Source organism: Nocardia araoensis NBRC 100135, assembly GCF_000308435.1.
In the GTDB taxonomy this organism is placed as follows: domain Bacteria; phylum Actinomycetota; class Actinomycetes; order Mycobacteriales; family Mycobacteriaceae; genus Nocardia; species Nocardia araoensis.
The window spans coordinates 116,677-133,567 of the sequence record NZ_BAFR01000107.1; the positions used below are offsets into that span (position 1 = coordinate 116,677).

Annotated in this window: 17 protein-coding genes; 8 read left to right on the forward strand and 9 right to left on the reverse strand. The window is 70.8% G+C overall.

Annotated features, from left to right (window positions below; all coding sequences use genetic code 11):
* Nucleotides 1-89: 89 nt before the first annotated feature.
* Both ON21_RS13615 and ON21_RS13620 read right to left on the reverse strand, forming a co-directional pair.
* Nucleotides 90-827, reverse strand: a complete 738-nt coding sequence (locus ON21_RS13615) for a GTP cyclohydrolase II (RefSeq protein ID WP_063821066.1) — start codon at nt 825-827, stop codon at nt 90-92.
* Complete coding sequence (locus tag ON21_RS13620) at nt 824-2,305, reverse strand: carbohydrate kinase family protein (protein ID WP_245562591.1); 1,482 nt, start codon at nt 2,303-2,305, stop codon at nt 824-826. The genes ON21_RS13615 and ON21_RS13620 overlap by 4 nt, the downstream gene beginning before the upstream one ends.
* Before the next feature lie 764 nt (nt 2,306-3,069).
* Here ON21_RS13620 and ON21_RS13625 point away from each other — a divergent pair.
* Nucleotides 3,070-3,459, forward strand: coding sequence for a hypothetical protein (locus ON21_RS13625; protein ID WP_039798204.1), 390 nt, complete (start codon nt 3,070-3,072; stop codon nt 3,457-3,459).
* Between the two features lie 9 nt (nt 3,460-3,468).
* Here the strand turns inward: ON21_RS13625 and ON21_RS13630 are convergent, their stop codons facing one another.
* Genes ON21_RS13630 through ON21_RS13640 form a run of 3 tightly spaced genes read right to left on the reverse strand, consistent with a single transcriptional unit; the run spans nt 3,469 to nt 5,862 of the window.
* Nucleotides 3,469-4,545 (reverse strand): quinone-dependent dihydroorotate dehydrogenase, encoded by a 1,077-nt coding sequence (locus tag ON21_RS13630; RefSeq protein ID WP_039798206.1) that lies wholly within the window; start codon nt 4,543-4,545, stop codon nt 3,469-3,471.
* Between the two features lie 4 nt (nt 4,546-4,549).
* Nucleotides 4,550-4,849 (reverse strand): DUF5703 family protein, encoded by a 300-nt coding sequence (locus ON21_RS13635; RefSeq protein WP_245562592.1) that lies wholly within the window; start codon nt 4,847-4,849, stop codon nt 4,550-4,552.
* Nucleotides 4,849-5,862, reverse strand: a complete 1,014-nt coding sequence (locus ON21_RS13640; RefSeq protein WP_039798207.1) for a YncE family protein — start codon at nt 5,860-5,862, stop codon at nt 4,849-4,851. Before ON21_RS13640 ends, ON21_RS13635 begins: the two co-directional genes overlap by 1 nt.
* A 153-nt stretch (nt 5,863-6,015) precedes the next feature.
* On the opposite strand from ON21_RS13640, the gene ON21_RS13645 reads away from it, so the two are divergent.
* The 3 genes from ON21_RS13645 to ON21_RS13655 are packed head-to-tail and all read left to right on the forward strand — an operon-like array spanning nt 6,016 to nt 9,017.
* Entirely contained in the window at nt 6,016-6,372 is a 357-nt protein-coding gene (locus ON21_RS13645) for a hypothetical protein (protein ID WP_039798208.1), read from the forward strand.
* Between the two features lie 6 nt (nt 6,373-6,378).
* Entirely contained in the window at nt 6,379-6,912 is a 534-nt protein-coding gene (locus ON21_RS13650; RefSeq protein WP_039798209.1) for a WKL family lipoprotein, read from the forward strand.
* The gene (locus ON21_RS13655) at nt 6,864-9,017 is read left to right on the forward strand and encodes an MMPL family transporter (protein ID WP_245562593.1); all 2,154 of its coding nucleotides are present in this window, start codon (nt 6,864-6,866) and stop codon (nt 9,015-9,017) included. The genes ON21_RS13650 and ON21_RS13655 overlap by 49 nt, the downstream gene beginning before the upstream one ends.
* A 349-nt stretch (nt 9,018-9,366) precedes the next feature.
* Here ON21_RS13655 and ON21_RS13660 read toward each other — a convergent pair whose 3' ends face one another.
* The 4 genes from ON21_RS13660 to ON21_RS13675 are packed head-to-tail and all read right to left on the reverse strand — an operon-like array spanning nt 9,367 to nt 13,365.
* Nucleotides 9,367-10,185: a heme ABC transporter ATP-binding protein gene (locus tag ON21_RS13660; protein ID WP_051020769.1), complete on the reverse strand. Its 819-nt coding sequence runs from the start codon at nt 10,183-10,185 to the stop codon at nt 9,367-9,369.
* Nucleotides 10,186-10,244: 59 nt separating this feature from the next.
* Complete coding sequence (locus ON21_RS13665; RefSeq protein WP_039798211.1) at nt 10,245-11,330, reverse strand: FecCD family ABC transporter permease; 1,086 nt, start codon at nt 11,328-11,330, stop codon at nt 10,245-10,247.
* Nucleotides 11,327-12,385 carry a heme/hemin ABC transporter substrate-binding protein gene (locus tag ON21_RS13670; RefSeq protein WP_051020770.1) on the reverse strand — a complete coding sequence of 353 codons (1,059 nt, stop codon included), beginning with the start codon at nt 12,383-12,385 and terminating at the stop codon, nt 11,327-11,329. Before ON21_RS13670 ends, ON21_RS13665 begins: the two co-directional genes overlap by 4 nt.
* A gap of 20 nt (nt 12,386-12,405) precedes the next feature.
* A complete protein-coding gene (locus ON21_RS13675) occupies nt 12,406-13,365 on the reverse strand; it encodes an aldo/keto reductase (RefSeq protein ID WP_039798213.1) in 960 nt (319 codons plus the stop codon).
* Nucleotides 13,366-13,641: 276 nt separating this feature from the next.
* On the opposite strand from ON21_RS13675, the gene ON21_RS13680 reads away from it, so the two are divergent.
* The 4 genes from ON21_RS13680 (at nt 13,642) to ON21_RS13695 (ending at nt 16,816) form a co-directional block, all read left to right on the forward strand.
* Nucleotides 13,642-14,571 (forward strand): undecaprenyl-diphosphate phosphatase, encoded by a 930-nt coding sequence (locus tag ON21_RS13680; RefSeq protein ID WP_063821067.1) that lies wholly within the window; start codon nt 13,642-13,644, stop codon nt 14,569-14,571.
* Nucleotides 14,572-14,587: 16 nt separating this feature from the next.
* A complete protein-coding gene (locus ON21_RS13685) occupies nt 14,588-15,346 on the forward strand; it encodes a histidine phosphatase family protein (protein ID WP_039798215.1) in 759 nt (252 codons plus the stop codon).
* A gap of 71 nt (nt 15,347-15,417) precedes the next feature.
* Nucleotides 15,418-16,002 carry a DUF3090 domain-containing protein gene (locus ON21_RS13690; RefSeq protein WP_039798216.1) on the forward strand — a complete coding sequence of 195 codons (585 nt, stop codon included), beginning with the start codon at nt 15,418-15,420 and terminating at the stop codon, nt 16,000-16,002.
* A 4-nt stretch (nt 16,003-16,006) separates the two neighbouring features.
* On the forward strand, nt 16,007-16,816 hold the full coding sequence (locus ON21_RS13695; RefSeq protein WP_039798217.1) for an SCO1664 family protein: 810 nt from the start codon (nt 16,007-16,009) through the stop codon (nt 16,814-16,816).
* Nucleotides 16,817-16,891 lie beyond the last annotated feature (75 nt).

Sequence of the window (16,891 nt, forward strand, 5' to 3'; positions counted from 1 at the left end):
GTCTCGCGAGTGAGCCGTGCCACATGTGGCACGGCTCACTCATGGTAGCCACATGTGGGAAGCCGGGTGGGGCAAACTTCAACAATCCTTCAGGCACCGATCAGATCCGGCGCGGCGCCGGGTCCGGGACGCGGACGGACGTTCTCACCGGGCGCCAGCGCGACCGGGTCCACGGCCCGCGACTCGCCGCCGGGATCGCCGCCGTGCTCGTCCGACGCCCACGGTGCGGAATCGGTCGGGATCCAGTGCTTGCGACGGGTGCGCTTGGCCTCCAGGTACTCGCGGGCGCGTTCGCTCAGCGCCCGCGTGCGCAACGGCACGGGGGTGACTCGCAACCCTTCCTGCCGCAAAGCCTCCACCTTGGCGGGATTGTTGGTCAACAGCTGCACCGAACGCAGTCCGAGGCCGGCCAGCGCGCGTGCGGTGGCCACGTAGGTGCGCCCGTCGGCGGGGTAGCCGAGGGCTTCGTAGCTGGTGAAGGTGTCCGCGCCGGAGCGCTCGCTTTCCCGGTAACCCAGCGCCTTGGCGATCAGCCCCGCGCCGCGGCCCTCCTGTTCGAGGTAGACCAGCACCCCCGAGCCCGCGGCCTGGATGAGATCCAGCGCCTTGTCCAGTTCCGGCCCGCAGTCGCAGTCCTGTGATCGCAGCGCCTCGCCGTACAGGCAGCGCGAGTGCACCCGCACCAGGCAACCGTCGGCGACCGCGCCGAACAACAACAGGTGCCCCTTCTCGCCGTCGGCGTCCAACTCCACCACTCGAACTCGCAGATCTTGCCCGTTGCGACGGAACCGATGCTCGGTGTCGGCAGGATCCACAGCGTTGGTCAATGCTCCTCCGTAGCGAGTTTGTAAATTCGCTCGACCTCACTCACCAGTGGCATTGCCCCGGGGACATCCCCGATCGATTGCGTCGCCACCATCGCGGCGGTCGCCCAGACGTAGTCGTTGCGTTCGGCGGGGCGGCGCGTCGAAACGAGACGATATACCAGCGCGGCGGAGAAGGCAGCGTGAGCGCCCACCGAGTCCTCCAGCGCTGTGGGGAACGGCTGGAAACGGTCGCTGACCTGGTCCGACCACACTTCGCACCGGAAATCCTGGATCGCGCAGACCGCTCCGACGCCGAGTGCGCGCAACCGCGTGGCGATCTGCTCGCCGCCGGGTGTGGCGTCCTCGCCCGCCATCGCCAGCGCGTGCAGGTCCCGGTCGCCGCCGACGAGGTAGTCCACCGCCGCGAGATGCTGATACAGGTACTGGGGACGGTCCAGCCGCGGCGCCGGATGCACCACCACCAGCGGCCGGTCCGGCAGTCCGCGCAGCTGCCCCATGATCTGCTCGATGACGCCGGTGGGCTGCTCGAAGGTCAGCAGCACCGCATCCGAGGTGGCGAGCGCCGAGCGGATCGCGTCGGTGCGTAATTCCTGTGCGCTCAAGCGGATTCGTTCGTCCTTGCAGCCGATCGTGCTGGCCGCGCCGGTGCGGGCCACGACCACCGCGGTCACCGGTGTCGGAGCGAAGGGCACCACCTTGACCAGTTCGGTGTCGACGCGTTCGCTGCGCAGGTATTCCAGGATGCGATCGCCCGCGTCGTCGTCACCGACCGCCGAGATCAGCCGAACCCGCAGTCCCAGCCGGGCCGCCGCGACGGCGCGGGTGAGGCCCTTGCCGCCGGGATGCTCCCGATAGCTGCCGCGCGCGGTCGCGCCGGAGCCGGGGATGCGGTCGACGACGTACATGTGGTCGATGACCGCGTCACCGATCACCGTGACCACACCGCGGTCGTCCGCGGTAACCGTCTCGGAGGCAATGTCTTGCGAGGACGCACCGAAGTCGACGACGTGTGCGCCGTCGAACACCGTTGCCGTGGCCAGTCGCGCGGCCAGCTCGGTGAACGCCCGGCGCTCGGGCGCGCCGCGCAGCGAACGCACCGTCAGCGTGCCGGGAACCGGTTGCACCCCAACGGCTTCGTGCAGCTGCGCCCACCGCTCGGCGAGATACTCGCGCCGCTCACCCAGATCCGCCGCGTAGAGCCGACCGGGATCCACTCCGGCGGGCGGGTTTTCGCGCAACAGCCCCAGCGCCAGTTCCGCGTCGACGACGAGCCGGTCGGTGGGATCCAACCGCAGCGCCAGATCGCGCACCAGCGGCAGCACCGCCTCTTCCCGGTCGACGCCCGCACGCCGCGCGTACTGCCGCACGGCCAGCAGATCCAGCAGGGGTAGTACGTCGATTTCGGTGCTGCGCAAGCGATCCGAGCTCAGCCCGGAGCGTTTGCACAAGCGGGTGAGGATATTGCGAACGGCAACCATTCCCGAATCCTGCGGGACCATGGCGATGCCACCCTCCTCTATCGGTGCGACACCGGGCCGTCGCACGCACGTTGGCCACGCAAATCGGGTTTAGCCAGCGGGCAAATTGTCAATTACCAAATTACAACGGCAATTGCGCGCGGGGAACGGCAAATGCCACACTGAATGTGGCGATCCCCCATCGCACCACCAGGCACATCGGGAGGGCTGGTGATGAGAGTGATCCTTCAGATACGGCAGCCGCGACGGCGACGGCGACACCGCCCCGCCGGATCCGATACCGAGCTGGTGCCCAAGCCGGTGAGGGACTGAACGAGCCGCCGGACACATCCCGTGGCACCGCACCGGTCATCACCCGCCGCACCGCGGCGCACCGGCGCGCCCACCACACGCCGTAGCGCAACCGGCCCCTCGGCGCCGCCACCGCTACCCACCCCGCCCCCTGAACCCGACCACGGCCGTGGCGCACGCCACCGCGCCGATCAGGCCCCGCACGCCGGCACCGGCACGCGACGGCAACCGGCTCGCCCGGCGTCGCGGCCGCCCCGACCGCGGCACACCGGCGAGCAACCCCCTGGACCACCCGGCCCGGCAGCGGAATTCTCCGGCCGGGACACCCCCACCACGCCCGCCGGACCGGCGGAACACACGATGCGGCACAACCACCGCGCCGCACCGGCGGATGCACGACAGGAGGCATTCGTGAGCATCGAACTCAGCATCCTGGAGCAGGCCTCACTCCACCCGTCGCACCGGAGACCGCGATGACCATCCACACCACCGAATGGACGATGACCAGTGACATAACCCCGGAATCGGCCTGCCGCGACACCGACGCGACCGACAGCTGGCGGCTGAGCTGGCTACCGGACCGGCAGCTGACCCGCGGCCAGGCACTGGCCGGGATGTCCCTGGACGAACTGCTCAGCGACCCGCACGTCGTGCACGACCGGATGACCCAGGCCCGCGTCGAGGCCTATGCCGACCAACTGGGCATCCTGCGCGACCACGCGGTGATCCTGCTCGCCAAGCGAATGGCCGCCCGGCTGGGTCAGGAACTACGGCCGAAGGGAGATCCCGCGCCGCCGGGGCGGCGACCACGGTCGCGGCGAGTGCGCGCCCGCACTGTCGAACCGCCGTTCGCACACCGCTGAATCCCTGATTCAGGCGTGGGCCTTGTGCTCCGCGCCGACCGCGTCACCGATGCTGCGGTAGCCCCCGGCCCGCAGCCGCTGCGCCAATCCGCGATGGATCCTGCGCATCCAGAACGGGCCGCCGTAGATGAAACCGGTGTAGCCCTGCAACAGCGTCGCCCCGGCGAGAACGCGTTCCCATGCCTGGTCGACGGTCTCGATGCCACCGACCGAGATCAGCACCAGCCGATCACCCACCCGCCGGTAGAGCCGCCGCAGCACCTCGAGCGAACGGTCGGCGACCGGCGGACCGGACAACCCGCCCGCGCCCATGGCGGCGACCTGCGCCGCGTCGGTGCGCAGACCGTCACGGCGGATGGTGGTGTTGGTCGCCACGATGCCCGCCAACCCCAGTTCCACGGCCAGATCGGCGACCGCGTCGATGTCCTCGTCGGACAGATCCGGCGCGATCTTCACCAGCACCGGCACCCGCACACTGTCCAGCACCGCCGCCAGCAGCGGCCGCAGCGACTCCACCGCCTGCAGATCCCGCAGGCCCGGGGTGTTGGGGGAGCTGACGTTGACCACGACGAAATCGGCCAGCGGCCCCAGCAGCGCGGCGCTGGTGGCGTAGTCCGCGGCCGCGGCCTCGGGTGCCACGATCTTGGTCTTGCCGATGTTCGCGCCGATCGGCACCCCGCCGCGGCGCGCGCGCAGCCGTTCGGCGGCCGCGGCCGCGCCGTGGTTGTTGAAACCCATCCGATTGATCAGCGCGCGATCGGCGGGCAGCCGGAACAGCCGCGGCGCGGGATTGCCCGGCTGCGCCTGCGCGGTGACCGTGCCGATCTCGGCGAAACCGAACCCCAGCGGCGCCCAGGCATCGACGCCGTCGGCGTTCTTGTCGAAACCGGCGGCCAGGCCCAGCGGCGCGGGGAACTCGACCCCGAACGCCTCGGTGCGCAGGATCGGATCGCGGGTGACCAGGACCTTGCCCATCGCCCAGCGCAGCGGCGCGCACCACGCCGCGAACCGCATGACGGCGAAGACGACGTGATGGATGCGTTCCGGCGCGACCAGGAACATCAGTCGGAGTAGCAGGGCGTACATCGGCTCACATTCCGGGTTCGGGCTGGGGTAGTAGTGCGGATTTTCGCCGCCGCAGCAGCACCCGCCTGCTGCCGTCGGTGTAGGCGCGCACTCGCGACAGCTCCCAGCCGCCGAACTCCGCCTGGATCGCCAGCCGCATGGACGCGGTCACCCGCGTGACATCCGGCGGCAGCCGCAACGGAACGTACTCGTAGTCGTCGCTGGTGGTTTCCCAGCCCGCAGGCAGCGCGCGCCCGCGGCCCCGGTGTGCTGCCGGTTCGGTAGCTGCCGCGGAGTCTTCGCCCGCGCGTGGTGTCCGAGCCATCAGTGCCCTCTCTTCCGATCGTCCGCACCGATCCGTTGCAGACCGTCGCCGGTCGCGGACCCCACGAACAGATCACCGGTGCGTTGCTCGACGGCCACCGCGTTCGGTTGCCGGACGGTGGCGTAGCGGCCCACTTCCTTCGGTATACCAGTCGACAGGTCGAATCCGACCACCTCGTTGCGCTGCGTGCACGTCACCCACACGGTGTCCGACCGCTGATCGTAGGCAAGTGCGTAAGGCGAAGATCCTACCGGGAAACGCTGCCGCAACACGAGCGGTCCCGCGGTGTAGACCAGCAGTTCGCCGCCGGCGGTGTCGGTGACCACGAACCGGCCGCGCGTGTCGCCGATCAGCCCGGTGGCCCCGTCACCGGCGCGCAACGCCAATCCGGGACGCTGTTTGCCCGGGTCGAGCTCGAAAATCGCGGTCTGGTGCCGGTCCAGCACGGTCAGCTCGCCGGCGGCCTCGGCCAGCGCGTCGGCGGACACCAGCCCGGACACCGTGCCGGTGACCGCGCCGTCGGGCGCCAGCTCCAGCACCCGGCCCTCGGCGGTGCCCACCAGCAACCCGCCGTCGGGGCGTGCGCGCACCGACCGCACCTCGCCGTCGACGGCCACCGCGGCCACCGACCCGGAGGCCAGGTCCACCCGCAGCACCCGGCCCGGCGCGCCCGCCAGCATCTCACCCGGCCTGCCCGGCGCGAGACCGCTCGCGCGATCCGGCAACGTCACCGTGCGCACCACCGGCTCGGCGGCGTCCGGGTCGAACACGGTGAGCACCGCTGCGTCCAGACCGGCCAGCCACCGGCCCCCGGAATCGGCCTGCAACTCGGCCAGCGGACCCGCGGGCAGCACCCGCCCGACCGGCGGCGTCGTCACCGCGGGCGCCACCGCGGGGGTGGCCGGGTCCCTGGTCGGCAGATCGGGACCGCCGGGACCGGAGGAGCAGCCGGCCAGCAACACCAGCACCGCCACACCCGCGAACACCGAGACGAGCGAGCCGCGAGGGCGCATCCACCGAACTCCTTCTACCGACGAATCTTCCGCAACCTCACCATCTGACCATGATGACGCAACCAACCGACCGACCGGGGTGGCGGCTCGAGCGGAATGTCGGCGACGGAAGCTACGGTGGAGACCACACTGTCCGATACAGGGAGATCCGGGTTGAAAGCCGACCACACGTCGGAATTCGTCATCGACGACATCACCGTCGGCGCGTACGCGCACGGCTTCGGCACCACCGCCGACGGCCACCCCTTCGCGTTCCGCACGATCCGCGCCACCCTCACCCTGGAGATCTACCGCCGCGATCTGGGCGAGGCCGTTCCCGGCCCGGAGGACGTGCTCGCCGTCGCCGAAGCCACGGTCACCGACATCGACCTCGACGACGAACGCAGTGTCGCCGCCTTGGTGCGGGATATGATCCCCGACACCGCGACGATCGACGCCGCCGCGGAACGGGACGTCACGACCGTGCGTGCCCTGCTGGGACGGATCAGCTCCGTCATCGAAGGTATGTAGGAAGTGATGACCCACACACCACTCACCCGCGCCGCGCTCGCCGCCGCGGGCCTGCTGCTGGCGGCGGCGGCCGCCGCGTGCGACACCGGAACCGACGAGGCCGCCGTCGATGCCGCCCGCTCCTCGGCGAACGCGTCGCTGTCGTCCTCGATCGCCGCGTCCTCCAGCGCCGCGCACCCGCCGCTGCCGACGGCCGCCGATCTGGACGCCCAGATCAAACGGGCACTGGACCCGGCGCTGCCCGACAGCGAACGCACCGCCCTCATCGAGGACGGCGAATCCTTCCGCCAGGCCATCCCCGACATGTACAAGGCGCTGCAGGACAACCCGCGCGCCGTCTACGGCGTCACCGACCCGGTCTTCGACAACCACGACGGCACCCTGACCGCCACCATGCGGCTGGACAAGGACGGCACCGGCACCGCGGTCCGCACCACCGTCGTGCACTTCGTGCTCATCGACGGCAAGTGGAAGATCTCGCGCACCGACCTGTGCGGCATCCTGCGCTCGGCCGACTACCGCACCCCGGCCTGCGGCTGACCCGCGACGCGATGCGCCGTTCCGGATCACTGTCGTGGGGGCGGTGGGTCCACCGCAACCGCTACCTCGTTCTGGCGTCGTTTCTGCTGTTGGTCCTGGTCTCCGGCTGGTACGGCCGCGACCTGGCCGGGCGGCTGACCCAGGAGGGCTGGTTCGACGAGAGCAGCGAATCGGTGGCCGCGGCCGAACTCGCCGACCGCACCTTCGGCCGCGACACCGACAGCGACCTGATCCTGCTCTACACCGCACCCGACGGCGCCACCGTCGACGACCCGGCCGTGCGCGGCCCGGTCACCCGGCAGCTGGCCGAATTGCTGGCCACCTACCCCGACCGCATCCAGAAGATCGACAGCTACTGGGACAGCCCGTTCTCGGCCCAGGCCACCGACCCCACCCACACCCACGCCTTCGCCAGCGTCGGCCTGCGCGGCTCGGGCACCGCGACGGTCCAGAACTACGCCGCGATCGAAGACCATCTCGGCGCCGGACGCGCGGGCGCAGGCCCGGGCGGCACCACCGTGCAACTGGCCGGGCTGCAGCCGATCGTCGAAGGCATCAACACCGGCATGCAACGCGACATCAAGCGCGCGGAGATGATCGCCCTGCCGCTGGTGGCGATCCTGCTGTATTTCGTGTTCGGCGGCGTGATCGGCGCGCTGCTGCCGGTACTCATCGGCGGCATGACGATCCTCGGCACCCAGGGCGTGCTGCGGGCACTGACCGACCACCTCGACGTCAACGTCTTCGCCAGCGCCGTGATGACCCTGGTCAGCCTGGGCCTGGCGATCGACTACGGCCTGTTCACCGTCACCCGCTTCCGCGAGGAACTCGCCGCGGGCCACACCGTCGAAGAAGCCACCGCCCGCACCGTCGCCACCGCCGGGCGCACCGTGCTGTTCTCCGCCGCCATCATCGCCGTCAGCCTCGGGGCACTGTTCATCTTCCCCAACGGGGTGCTGCGCTCGGTGCCGCTGGGCGGCATCAGCTCGGTGCTGCTGGCGGCGCTGCTGTCGGTGACCGCGCTGCCCGCGGCGTTGAGCATCGTCGGGCGCCGCATCGACTTCCTGGGCTGGAAACGGTTCTCCCGCAGCAGGACCGAGGCCCAGATCGACGCCGGATTCTTCTCCCGCCTGGCCCTGTGGGCGATGCGCCGCCCCGTGGCGGTGGCCGTGCCGATCGTGCTGGCCCTGCTCGCGCTGAGCATCCCGATGCGCCACATCGAATTCGGCGGCCTGAGCGAACGCTATCTGTCCGACGACAACCCGGCGCGGGTCGCGCAGGAACGTTTCGACACCCTGTTTCCCAGCTTCCGCACCGAACCGTTGAAACTGGTCGTCGTCGGCGCCGACCCGCGGCAATTGAGCGACATCCGCTACGCCGCCAACCAGATCCCCGGCCTGACCGGACGCTTCGAACCCGCCGCACCTACCAAGGACGGCATCAACGTGCTCGCCGCCGGACTGACCGACAAACGCGACGCCGACGCGGTGATCGCCGCGCTGCGCGCCATCCCCGAACCACCCGGCGTGCGGGTGATGGTCGCCGGCGTGCCCGCCTTGGAACGCGACAGCATCAACGGCCTGCTCGACGGCCTGCCGATGCTGCTGGCCATCCTGGTCGCCGCGGCGCTGGCGCTGATGTACGCGGCGTTCCGCTCGGTGGTGCTCGCGCTGAAAGCGGTGGTGATGAGCGCACTGAGCCTCGTGTCCACCTTGGGCGTGCTGACCTGGATGTTCGTCGAGGGCCACGGCGCGGGGATCTTCCACTTCACGCCGGGACCGCTGATGTTCGCGGTGCTGGCGCTGATCGTGACGGTGGTGTTCGGGCTGTCCACCGACTACGAGGTGTTCCTGCTGTCGCGGGTGTCGGAAGCGCGCGCCGCGGGCGCCGACGCGCCCGAGGCCATCCGCTACGGCATCGCCCACACCGGCGGGGTGATCACTTCCGCCGCCGCGATCCTCATCGTGGTCACCGGGGCGTTCGGCTTCTCGGATCTGGTGCTGATGAAATACATCGCCTACGGCATGATCGCCGCCCTGATCCTGGATGCCACCGTCATCCGCATGCTGCTGACACCCGCGGTGCTCAAACTGATCTGGCGGTAGGTCGCGCCGGTCGGCTTTCCCCTCTGCGACACCGGCGTCGGCCGCCGGCGGGCCCGGCTGCGGGTGCGCCGCAGCGGGCAGCGACGGCCGCCGTACCGGGGCAGTGAGGTCGTCACTTCCGATGCGAGCGGACGCTCCAGGGGGAGGAGGGCTTTCGTCTCCGCGTCGAAACCGACCTGACGGTTGGCGCACCGCTCGCCGCGAACCGGCGACACTGACGATCGCCGGTGTGTCCGGTAGAGCGGACCACCCGGCGAGGGCCGCCCCACACCGAACGGTCGCTGGGACTCCGGGTACCGGCCGACACTCGAGACGTGGCATCCACGAGATGACCGGCGGGTCGACTCGATCAGCGGCGTACCGGCAGCACCAGTTGCGCCCCGGTGACCGGATGGTCGAGCACTTCCACCGGGTGCTGGTAGACCTTCGTGAGCAGCTCGGTGGTCAGCACTTCCCGGGGCGGGCCGTCCGCAGCGATACAACCGGCATCGAGGACGGCCACCCGATCGGCGTAGGCGGCCGCGACACCCAGATCGTGCAGGACGACGACCACGGCCGCGCCCGCCGCGGCACGCTCGGCGGCCAGACGCAGCACCGCCTCCTGGTGGCCGAGGTCCAAGGCGGCGGTCGGCTCGTCCAGCAGCAGGGTGGCGGTGTCCTGCGCCAGCACCCGCGCCAACGCGACCCGGGCGCGTTCACCGCCGGACAGGGTCGGGAACGAGCGCGTGGCCAGATGCGCGACGTCGGTGACGGCCATCGCCGCGGCGATCTGTTCCTCGTCGTGTTCGCGGCGTTCGGTGCGCACCCACGGCGCGCGGCCCATCGCCACGACTTCCCGCGCGGTGAACGGGAAGCCGACGGTGTGGGTCTGCGGCAGCACCGCCCGCCGCCGCGCCATGTCCAACGTGGTCCAGTGCGCCAGCGGCTGCCCGTCGAGTTCCACCGTCCCCGCGCTCGGCGCCAGCTCCCCGGCCAGCACGGCCAGCAGCGTCGACTTACCGGCGCCGTTGGGCCCCACGAGCGCCACGACCTGCCCCGCGACCGCCTCGAAATCCACACCGTCGAGCACCCGCCGCGCCTGCCCACCCCCGCGCCGCTCCACACTCACCCCCGACGCCCGCACGGTCACATCCCCCCGCACCGGCCACCCCGGCACCGCGTGCGCCATCCGCACCCTCACCCCGCACCTCCGGTCACCGCGACCCTGTGCCACTCGACGATGCCCGATCACGCCCAGCCTCCGGAGCGGGCGCGGGTGCGGCGCAGCAGGTAGAAGAAGACGGGACCGCCGAGGAGGGAGGTGAGCATGCCCAGGGGGAGGTCGGCGTTGTCGACCAGGGAGCGGGCGGTGACGTCGGCGGCCAGCAGCACCACCGCGCCGACGACGGCGCTGAGCGGGATCAGGGTCCGGTGGGCGGGACCGACCAGCATCCGCACCAGATGCGGCACGATCAAACCGACGAACAGGATGATCCCGGTGAACGCGACACCGGCCGTGGCGAGGATCGCCACCACCACGATCACGTTGCGCCGTAACCGCTCCACGTCGACACCCAGGTGACGGGCCGCCGACTCCCCGAGCGCCAGCAGATCCAGCCGCGGCGCCAGCAGCACCGCCGCCGCCACACCGACCGCGGTCAGCGGTGCCACCACACCCACCGACTCCCACGTGGCCCCGTTGAGCGACCCCAGCTGCCAGAACACGATCTGATCGCGGGCAGCGGGGGAGGCCACGAAAAGCAGCAGCGCGATCAGCCCGCCCGCGAAAGCGTTGATCGCGACACCGGTCAGCACCAACGTGACGACCTCGGTGCGGCCACCCGAGCGCGCCAGCACATACACCAGCAACGTGGTCGCCAGCCCCGCAACGAACGCCGCCGCGGCCACCGACCACGCCGCCACGAACGCCCCGCCCACCACGATCACCGTGCCCGCCCCGACCGCCGCCCCCGCCGACACCCCGATCACGCCGGGCTCGGCCAGCGGGTTGGCGAACACCCCCTGCAACAACGCACCCGCTGTGGCCAGCGCCGCACCGACCAGCATCGCCAGCACCACCCGCGGGAACCGCACCTGCCACAGCGTCACCTCACCGGCCGGATGCGCGGGCATCGGCCCGAGATCCAGTCCGATCCGGTGCAGCACGCTGCCCGCCACTTCCGCCGGCGTCGTCGGCACCTGCCCGATCGCCGCCGAGGCCACCGCCAACGCGGCCAGCCCGGCCACCGCGACCGCGAACACCAGCACCACCCGCGAACGGCCCCGCGACTTCGGCAGCGGCGGCCGCGCCGTTTCGGTCTCCGAAAGACTCATGCGTGCCCGGTGCCGTACACCGCCGCGCTCAACGCCGCGATCACCCGGCCGGTGTTGGGTCCGAAACTCAGCAGCACCGCATCCGACATGTCCACCACACGCCGGTCGCGCCCCGCCGGGGTCTGCGCGATCCCCGGCACCTTCTCCAGCCCCTCCACACCGCCGACGGACTTCAACCCGTCCGACATCACCAGCAGCACATCCGGCGCCGCACCGATCATGGCCTCACTGGTGATCGCGGTGAACTGCTCTTTCACCCCGGCCACCGCACCCGCGTCGCGCGCATGCAGCGCCGCGATCAACGCGTCCGCACCCGACCCCGGCCCGGCGAGCATCGTGATCGCCGTCGAGCGCAGATACAGGAAAGCGATGGTCAGCTGCGGGTCCCGCGCGGGCACCGCGGCACTCGCGGCGGCGATCTCGTCGCGCGTGCGCTGCGCCAGCGCCTGCCCCCGCTCCGGCACACCCAACGCGGACGCCACCGCCTCGATCTGCGGCGCCACCCCGTCCATCGTGCGTTCCGGATCGAAGTACACGACGGTGACACCGGCCGCGCGCAACTGCTCACGCACCGCGGGCGCGGCGCTGGTGGTGTCGGTCAAGAACACCGACGGCCGCATCGCCAGCACCGACTCCACGTTCAGCGACCCGTTGCCCCCGGCCACGTTCGGCACGTCGCGCACCGCGGGAAACGCCGCCGACGTGCTGCGCCCCACCAGCTTGGGTCCCAGCCCGAGCGCGTACACGATCTGGGCGAGCGTGCCGTAGCGGTCGACGGCGATGATGCGGGAGGCGTCGGTGACGGTGACCTCGGCGCCGTCGAACGACCGCACCGTCACCGGCAGCGCCGGGGTGGGTTCCGGCCCGATGGGCACCGGATCCAGATCGGTCAGCGCCGCCGTCGTCGGCCCGTGCCCGCCGTGCGAGGATCCCGCGTCGCTGCCACACGCCACCGACCCGACCAGCAAACCCGCTGCGAACAACACCGTGAGGGCACGCCACCATCCGGCTCGGACTCGGTTCCCACGCCCACCCCCGGTCGCTGCAGTGCTCATGCAGGCAAGGCTAATCTGTGTCACTCGGCGCGTGCACTGACGTCGTCCAGGGCCGCGGCGATCGCCCGCGGCAACTCCAGGGTCTCGGCGGCCAGCACGCCGGTGAGCTGCCCGATGTCACGAGCGCCGACGATCATGCTCGCGATGCCCGGCCGGTCGCGGATCCAGGCCAGCGCCACCGCCAGCGGCGAGGTGCCCAGCCCGTCCGCGGCGGTCACCAGCGCATCCACCACCCGGGTGGCGCGGTCGTCGAGACCACTGCGGATCTCCGCCGCGGTCGCCTCGTCGGCGCCACGCGAATCGGCCGGAACACCGTCGCGGTACTTGCCGGTCAGGATGCCGCCCGCCAACGGCGCGGAGGCGATCACCCCCACACCGTGGAACCGCGCCGCGGGCACGACATCGGCCTCCGCACCCCGCGCCAGCAGCGAATACGGCGTCTGCGCCGCGGTCACCGGCGCCACCGCGGCCAGACTCGCCAGCTGCCAGGCCCCGAACCCGCGTACCCCCGCGTAACGGACCCGGCCCGACCGCACCACCTGCTCCAGCGTCGAGGCGACCTCCTCCAGCGGCGTCCGCGGATCCCACACCGCCACATTCCAGATATCGAGATGATCGGTGCCGAACTCCAGCAGCGTGCGATCCAGCTGCCGCAGCAGCGCCCGCCGCGAGGTGTCCACCGTGACCCGCGCCGCCTCCGGCACACCCGCCGCGGCGAACCCCCACGGCGCGATCCCCGCGCAACCGCTGAGCACCAGCTCGTCGCGGGAGACCAGATCACCCAGCAACTCGGCGAGGATCCGCTGCGCGGCCCCACCCGCATAGGCGGGGGAGGTGTCCACCAGTGTGCCGCCGGCCTCCACGAACGCCACCAACTGCCCCGCCGCGTCCTCGGCGTCGGTGTGCGCACCCCAGGTATGGGTCGCCAGGCCCATCCGCGACACCCGCAGGCCGCTGCGGCCCACCGTCCGCTGTTCCATCACCGTGTCCGCGCATTCGTCACGGCGCCAAGCCTAGAGTGTGGATACGCGACTCGGCGCCCACCAGCGCAGTGGGTCGCGCCCCGGTGCGCGGTCCGACCCGCGACCGCGGCGGCGGCCGCGCGGCAGCCGGGCACGCCGCCGCGGCCTCGGCACTGTACTGTCGCTGCGTAATTGGGGCGATTTTCGGCGGAGCACCGACCGCCCGCCGCACCAATGCCCAGGTAGGAACGCGTATTTCGCGGAAGTGGAGGATGGTTCGTGGTAGGCGAGTCGATGACCTGGGTGCAGGCCCTGGTGCTGGGTCTGGTGCAGGGACTGACGGAGTTCCTACCGATCTCCTCCTCGGCGCATCTGCGCATCGTGTCGTCGGTCTTCTTCGGCGACGACGCGGGCGCCTCGTTCACCGCGGTCACCCAGCTGGGCACCGAAGCCGCGGTACTGGTGTACTTCGCCAAGGACATCTGGCGGATCGTGCTGGCCTGGTTCGCGGGTGTGCGCGAGCAACTGACCGCGCGCGGTCGCCAGCAGATTCCGCTGCACGATCAGCCCACCACGAGACTTCCGGTCATCACCGCCGACCACAAGCGCGTGCTCGACGAGCAGGCCCAGCGCGAACTCGACTACCGCATCGGCTGGTATGTGATCATCGCCACCATCCCGATCGGTGTCCTGGGGTTCCTGCTCAAAGACGAGATCCGCACCGGCGCCCGCAATCTGTGGCTGGTGTCGTTCATGCTGATCTTCTTCGCCCTGGTCATCGCCGCCGGTGAGCACTTCGGCCGCAAGGAACGCCCGATCGAGCAACTGACCACCCGCGATGGGCTGGCCATGGGTTTCGCGCAGAGCCTGGCGCTGATCCCCGGTGTCTCCCGTTCGGGCGCCACCTCCACCGCGGGCCTGTTCCTGGGCTTGGAGCGCGAAGCGGCCGTTCGCTTTTCGTTCCTGCTGGCCATCCCGGCCGTGACCGCATCGGGCCTGTTCAGCCTGCCGGACGCGTTCGAACCCGCTGGTGAGGGCCTCAACGCCAGTGGGCCGCAACTGCTGGTGGCCACCGTGCTGGCGTTCGCGGTCGGCTACGCGTCGGTGGCGTGGCTGCTGCGTTTCGTGGCACGGCATTCGCTGTACTGGTTCGTCGGCTACCGCATCGTGCTGGGCGCGATCATCATGGGTCTGCTGGCGGGCGGGGTGGTCTCGGCGACATGATCGCTAGGCTGACCGCATGACGGTGATCCTGTTGCGGCACGGTGTGTCGACGTCGAACACCGCCCGCACCCTGGCCGGTCGCAGCACCGGCGTCGAGCTCACCGAGCGCGGCGAGGAGCAGGCGAGGGCCGTGGCCGAACGATTGGCCGGGCTGCCGATCGAACGAATCGTGCACTCCCCGCTGCTGCGCTGCCAGCGCACGGTCGCACCGCTGGCGGAAAAGTTCGGGCTGGAACCGGTATTCGACGACCGCCTGCTCGAGGTGGACTACGGCGAGTGGACCGGCCGCCCCATCGCCGAACTGCTGGAGGAACCGCTGTGGAAGGTCGTGCAACGGCACGCCTCCGGCGCGGTGTTCCCCGGCGGGGAAGGGCTGGCGCAGGTGCAGGCCCGCGCGGTCGCCGCGATCCGCGAACACGACCGCGCCCTGGCCGAGCAGCACGGCCGCGACGCGCTGTGGGTGGCGTGCACGCACGGTGACGTGATCAAGTCGGTGCTCGCCGACGCCCTGGGCATCCACCTCGACGGATTCCAGCGGATCCTGGTCGAACCCGCCTCCCTCAGCGTCGTCCGCTACACCCCGACCGCACCGTACGTGTGGCGGCTCAACGACACCGGCGCCGACCTGTCGGCCCTGGCCGCCTCCGGCGGGCAACGGCAGGCCGCGGCACCGTCGACGCCGGGAGGCGAGGTCTCCGGACCAGTCCCCGGTGGCGAGCTCGGCAATAGCGCAAGTGCGGATAATGGGAATGCGGAGCGTCGAGATTCCTTGTAGACAACCGAGCGGTTGTTGTATGGAATCCCCGCACCGCGGGTAGTCGATCAGGGTCATATCAGGAGGTGCATGTGTCACGCGCAATCCATGTATTCCGCACCCCCGATCGTTTCGTCGCCGGGACCGTCGGTGAGCCGGGCGATCGCGCGTTCTACCTGCAGGCCGTGCAGGAACCGCGCGTGGTCAGCGTGCTGCTGGAAAAGCAGCAGGTCAAGGTGCTCGCCGACCGGATGGGTCTGCTGCTGGACGAGGTCGCGCGCCGCTTCGGCGCCGAGGTCCCCCCGCAGGCCGAGGACGTCAGCGACAACGCGCCCCTGGTCACCCCGATCGACGCCGAATTCCGCGTCGGCACCATGGGCCTTGGCTGGGACGCCGACGCGGGCGCGGTGGTGGTGGAACTGCTGGCGATCACCGAAACCGAGGTCGACGAGTCGGTGGTGCTCGACGACACCGAAGAGGGCCCCGACGCGGTGCGGGTGTTCCTCACCCCGATCCAGGCCCGCGAATTCGCGCTGCGCTCCACCCGGGTGATCGCGGCGGGCCGCCCGCCGTGCCCGCTGTGCGGGGAGCCGCTGTCGGCGCGCGGGCACATGTGCGTGCGCACCAACGGCTACAAACGCGGTGACATCTTCGGCGCGGCCGAACTAGAGGAGTGATTCGGTGGCCGAGACCGGGGACGGATTCCACAGCGGCGAGTTGACCGTGATCGGGCGGGTGAACACCGCCAGCAACGTCACCCTGGTCTGCGACGTGAACGACACCGCCACCGGCGACACACCGCTGCGGGTGGTCTACAAACCGATCCGCGGCGAACGACCGCTGTGGGACTTCCCCGACGGCACCCTGGCCGGGCGTGAGGTGGCCTCGTATCTGATCTCCGAGGCGATCGGCTGGGGCGTGATCCCCGAAACCATCTTGCGCGACGGTCCTTTCGGCCTCGGCATGGTGCAGCGCTGGGTCACCGGCGCCGACAACCACACCGACCGCGGCGACCGCCTCGACCTGATCGACCTGTGCCCGGCCGGCGCGGTGCCCGACGGCTTCCGCGAGGTGCTGCGCGCGGTGGACGACCTGGGCAACGAAGTGTCGCTGATCCACGCCGACGATCCGCGATTGCAGCGCGTCGCGGTGCTGGACATACTGCTCAACAACGCCGACCGCAAGGGCGGGCACGCCCTGGAAGGGGTGGACGGGCAGGTCTACGGCGTCGACCACGGCATCTGCCTGCACACCGACCACAAGCTGCGCACGGTGCTGTGGGGCTGGGCAGGCCAGCCCATCGACGACGGACTGATCGCCGACATCACCGCGTTCGCCAAGCAACTGCCTGGCGCGTTCGCCGACACACTCGGCGAGCACATCACCGACGCCGAGATCGACGCGTTGATCGAGCGCACCCAACAGGTACTCGACGACCCGGTGATGCCGCTGCCGCGCACCTCGCGGCCCATTCCGTGGCCCGCTTTCTGATCGTCACCGCTGCCGCGTCCGGGGTTTCCTGGCACAGTTGAAGCTTCGAGCACTCGGCGCGACGACGAGGAGGAC

What these genes read in the sequence shown, in the direction of transcription:
- ON21_RS13620 (WP_245562591.1), bottom strand. Translation starts at nt 2,305, where the DNA reads ATGGTTGCCGTTCGCAATATCCTCACCCGCTTGTGCAAACGCTCCGGG.
- ON21_RS13625 (WP_039798204.1), top strand. Translation starts at nt 3,070, where the DNA reads ATGACCATCCACACCACCGAATGGACGATGACCAGTGACATAACCCCG.
- ON21_RS13630 (WP_039798206.1), bottom strand. Translation starts at nt 4,545, where the DNA reads ATGTACGCCCTGCTACTCCGACTGATGTTCCTGGTCGCGCCGGAACGC.
- ON21_RS13635 (WP_245562592.1), bottom strand. Translation starts at nt 4,849, where the DNA reads ATGGCTCGGACACCACGCGCGGGCGAAGACTCCGCGGCAGCTACCGAA.
- ON21_RS13640 (WP_039798207.1), bottom strand. Translation starts at nt 5,862, where the DNA reads ATGCGCCCTCGCGGCTCGCTCGTCTCGGTGTTCGCGGGTGTGGCGGTG.
- ON21_RS13650 (WP_039798209.1), top strand. Translation starts at nt 6,379, where the DNA reads ATGACCCACACACCACTCACCCGCGCCGCGCTCGCCGCCGCGGGCCTG.
- ON21_RS13660 (WP_051020769.1), bottom strand. Translation starts at nt 10,185, where the DNA reads ATGGCGCACGCGGTGCCGGGGTGGCCGGTGCGGGGGGATGTGACCGTG.
- ON21_RS13665 (WP_039798211.1), bottom strand. Translation starts at nt 11,330, where the DNA reads ATGAGTCTTTCGGAGACCGAAACGGCGCGGCCGCCGCTGCCGAAGTCG.
- ON21_RS13670 (WP_051020770.1), bottom strand. Translation starts at nt 12,385, where the DNA reads ATGAGCACTGCAGCGACCGGGGGTGGGCGTGGGAACCGAGTCCGAGCC.
- ON21_RS13675 (WP_039798213.1), bottom strand. Translation starts at nt 13,365, where the DNA reads ATGGAACAGCGGACGGTGGGCCGCAGCGGCCTGCGGGTGTCGCGGATG.
- ON21_RS13680 (WP_063821067.1), top strand. Translation starts at nt 13,642, where the DNA reads ATGACCTGGGTGCAGGCCCTGGTGCTGGGTCTGGTGCAGGGACTGACG.
- ON21_RS13685 (WP_039798215.1), top strand. Translation starts at nt 14,588, where the DNA reads ATGACGGTGATCCTGTTGCGGCACGGTGTGTCGACGTCGAACACCGCC.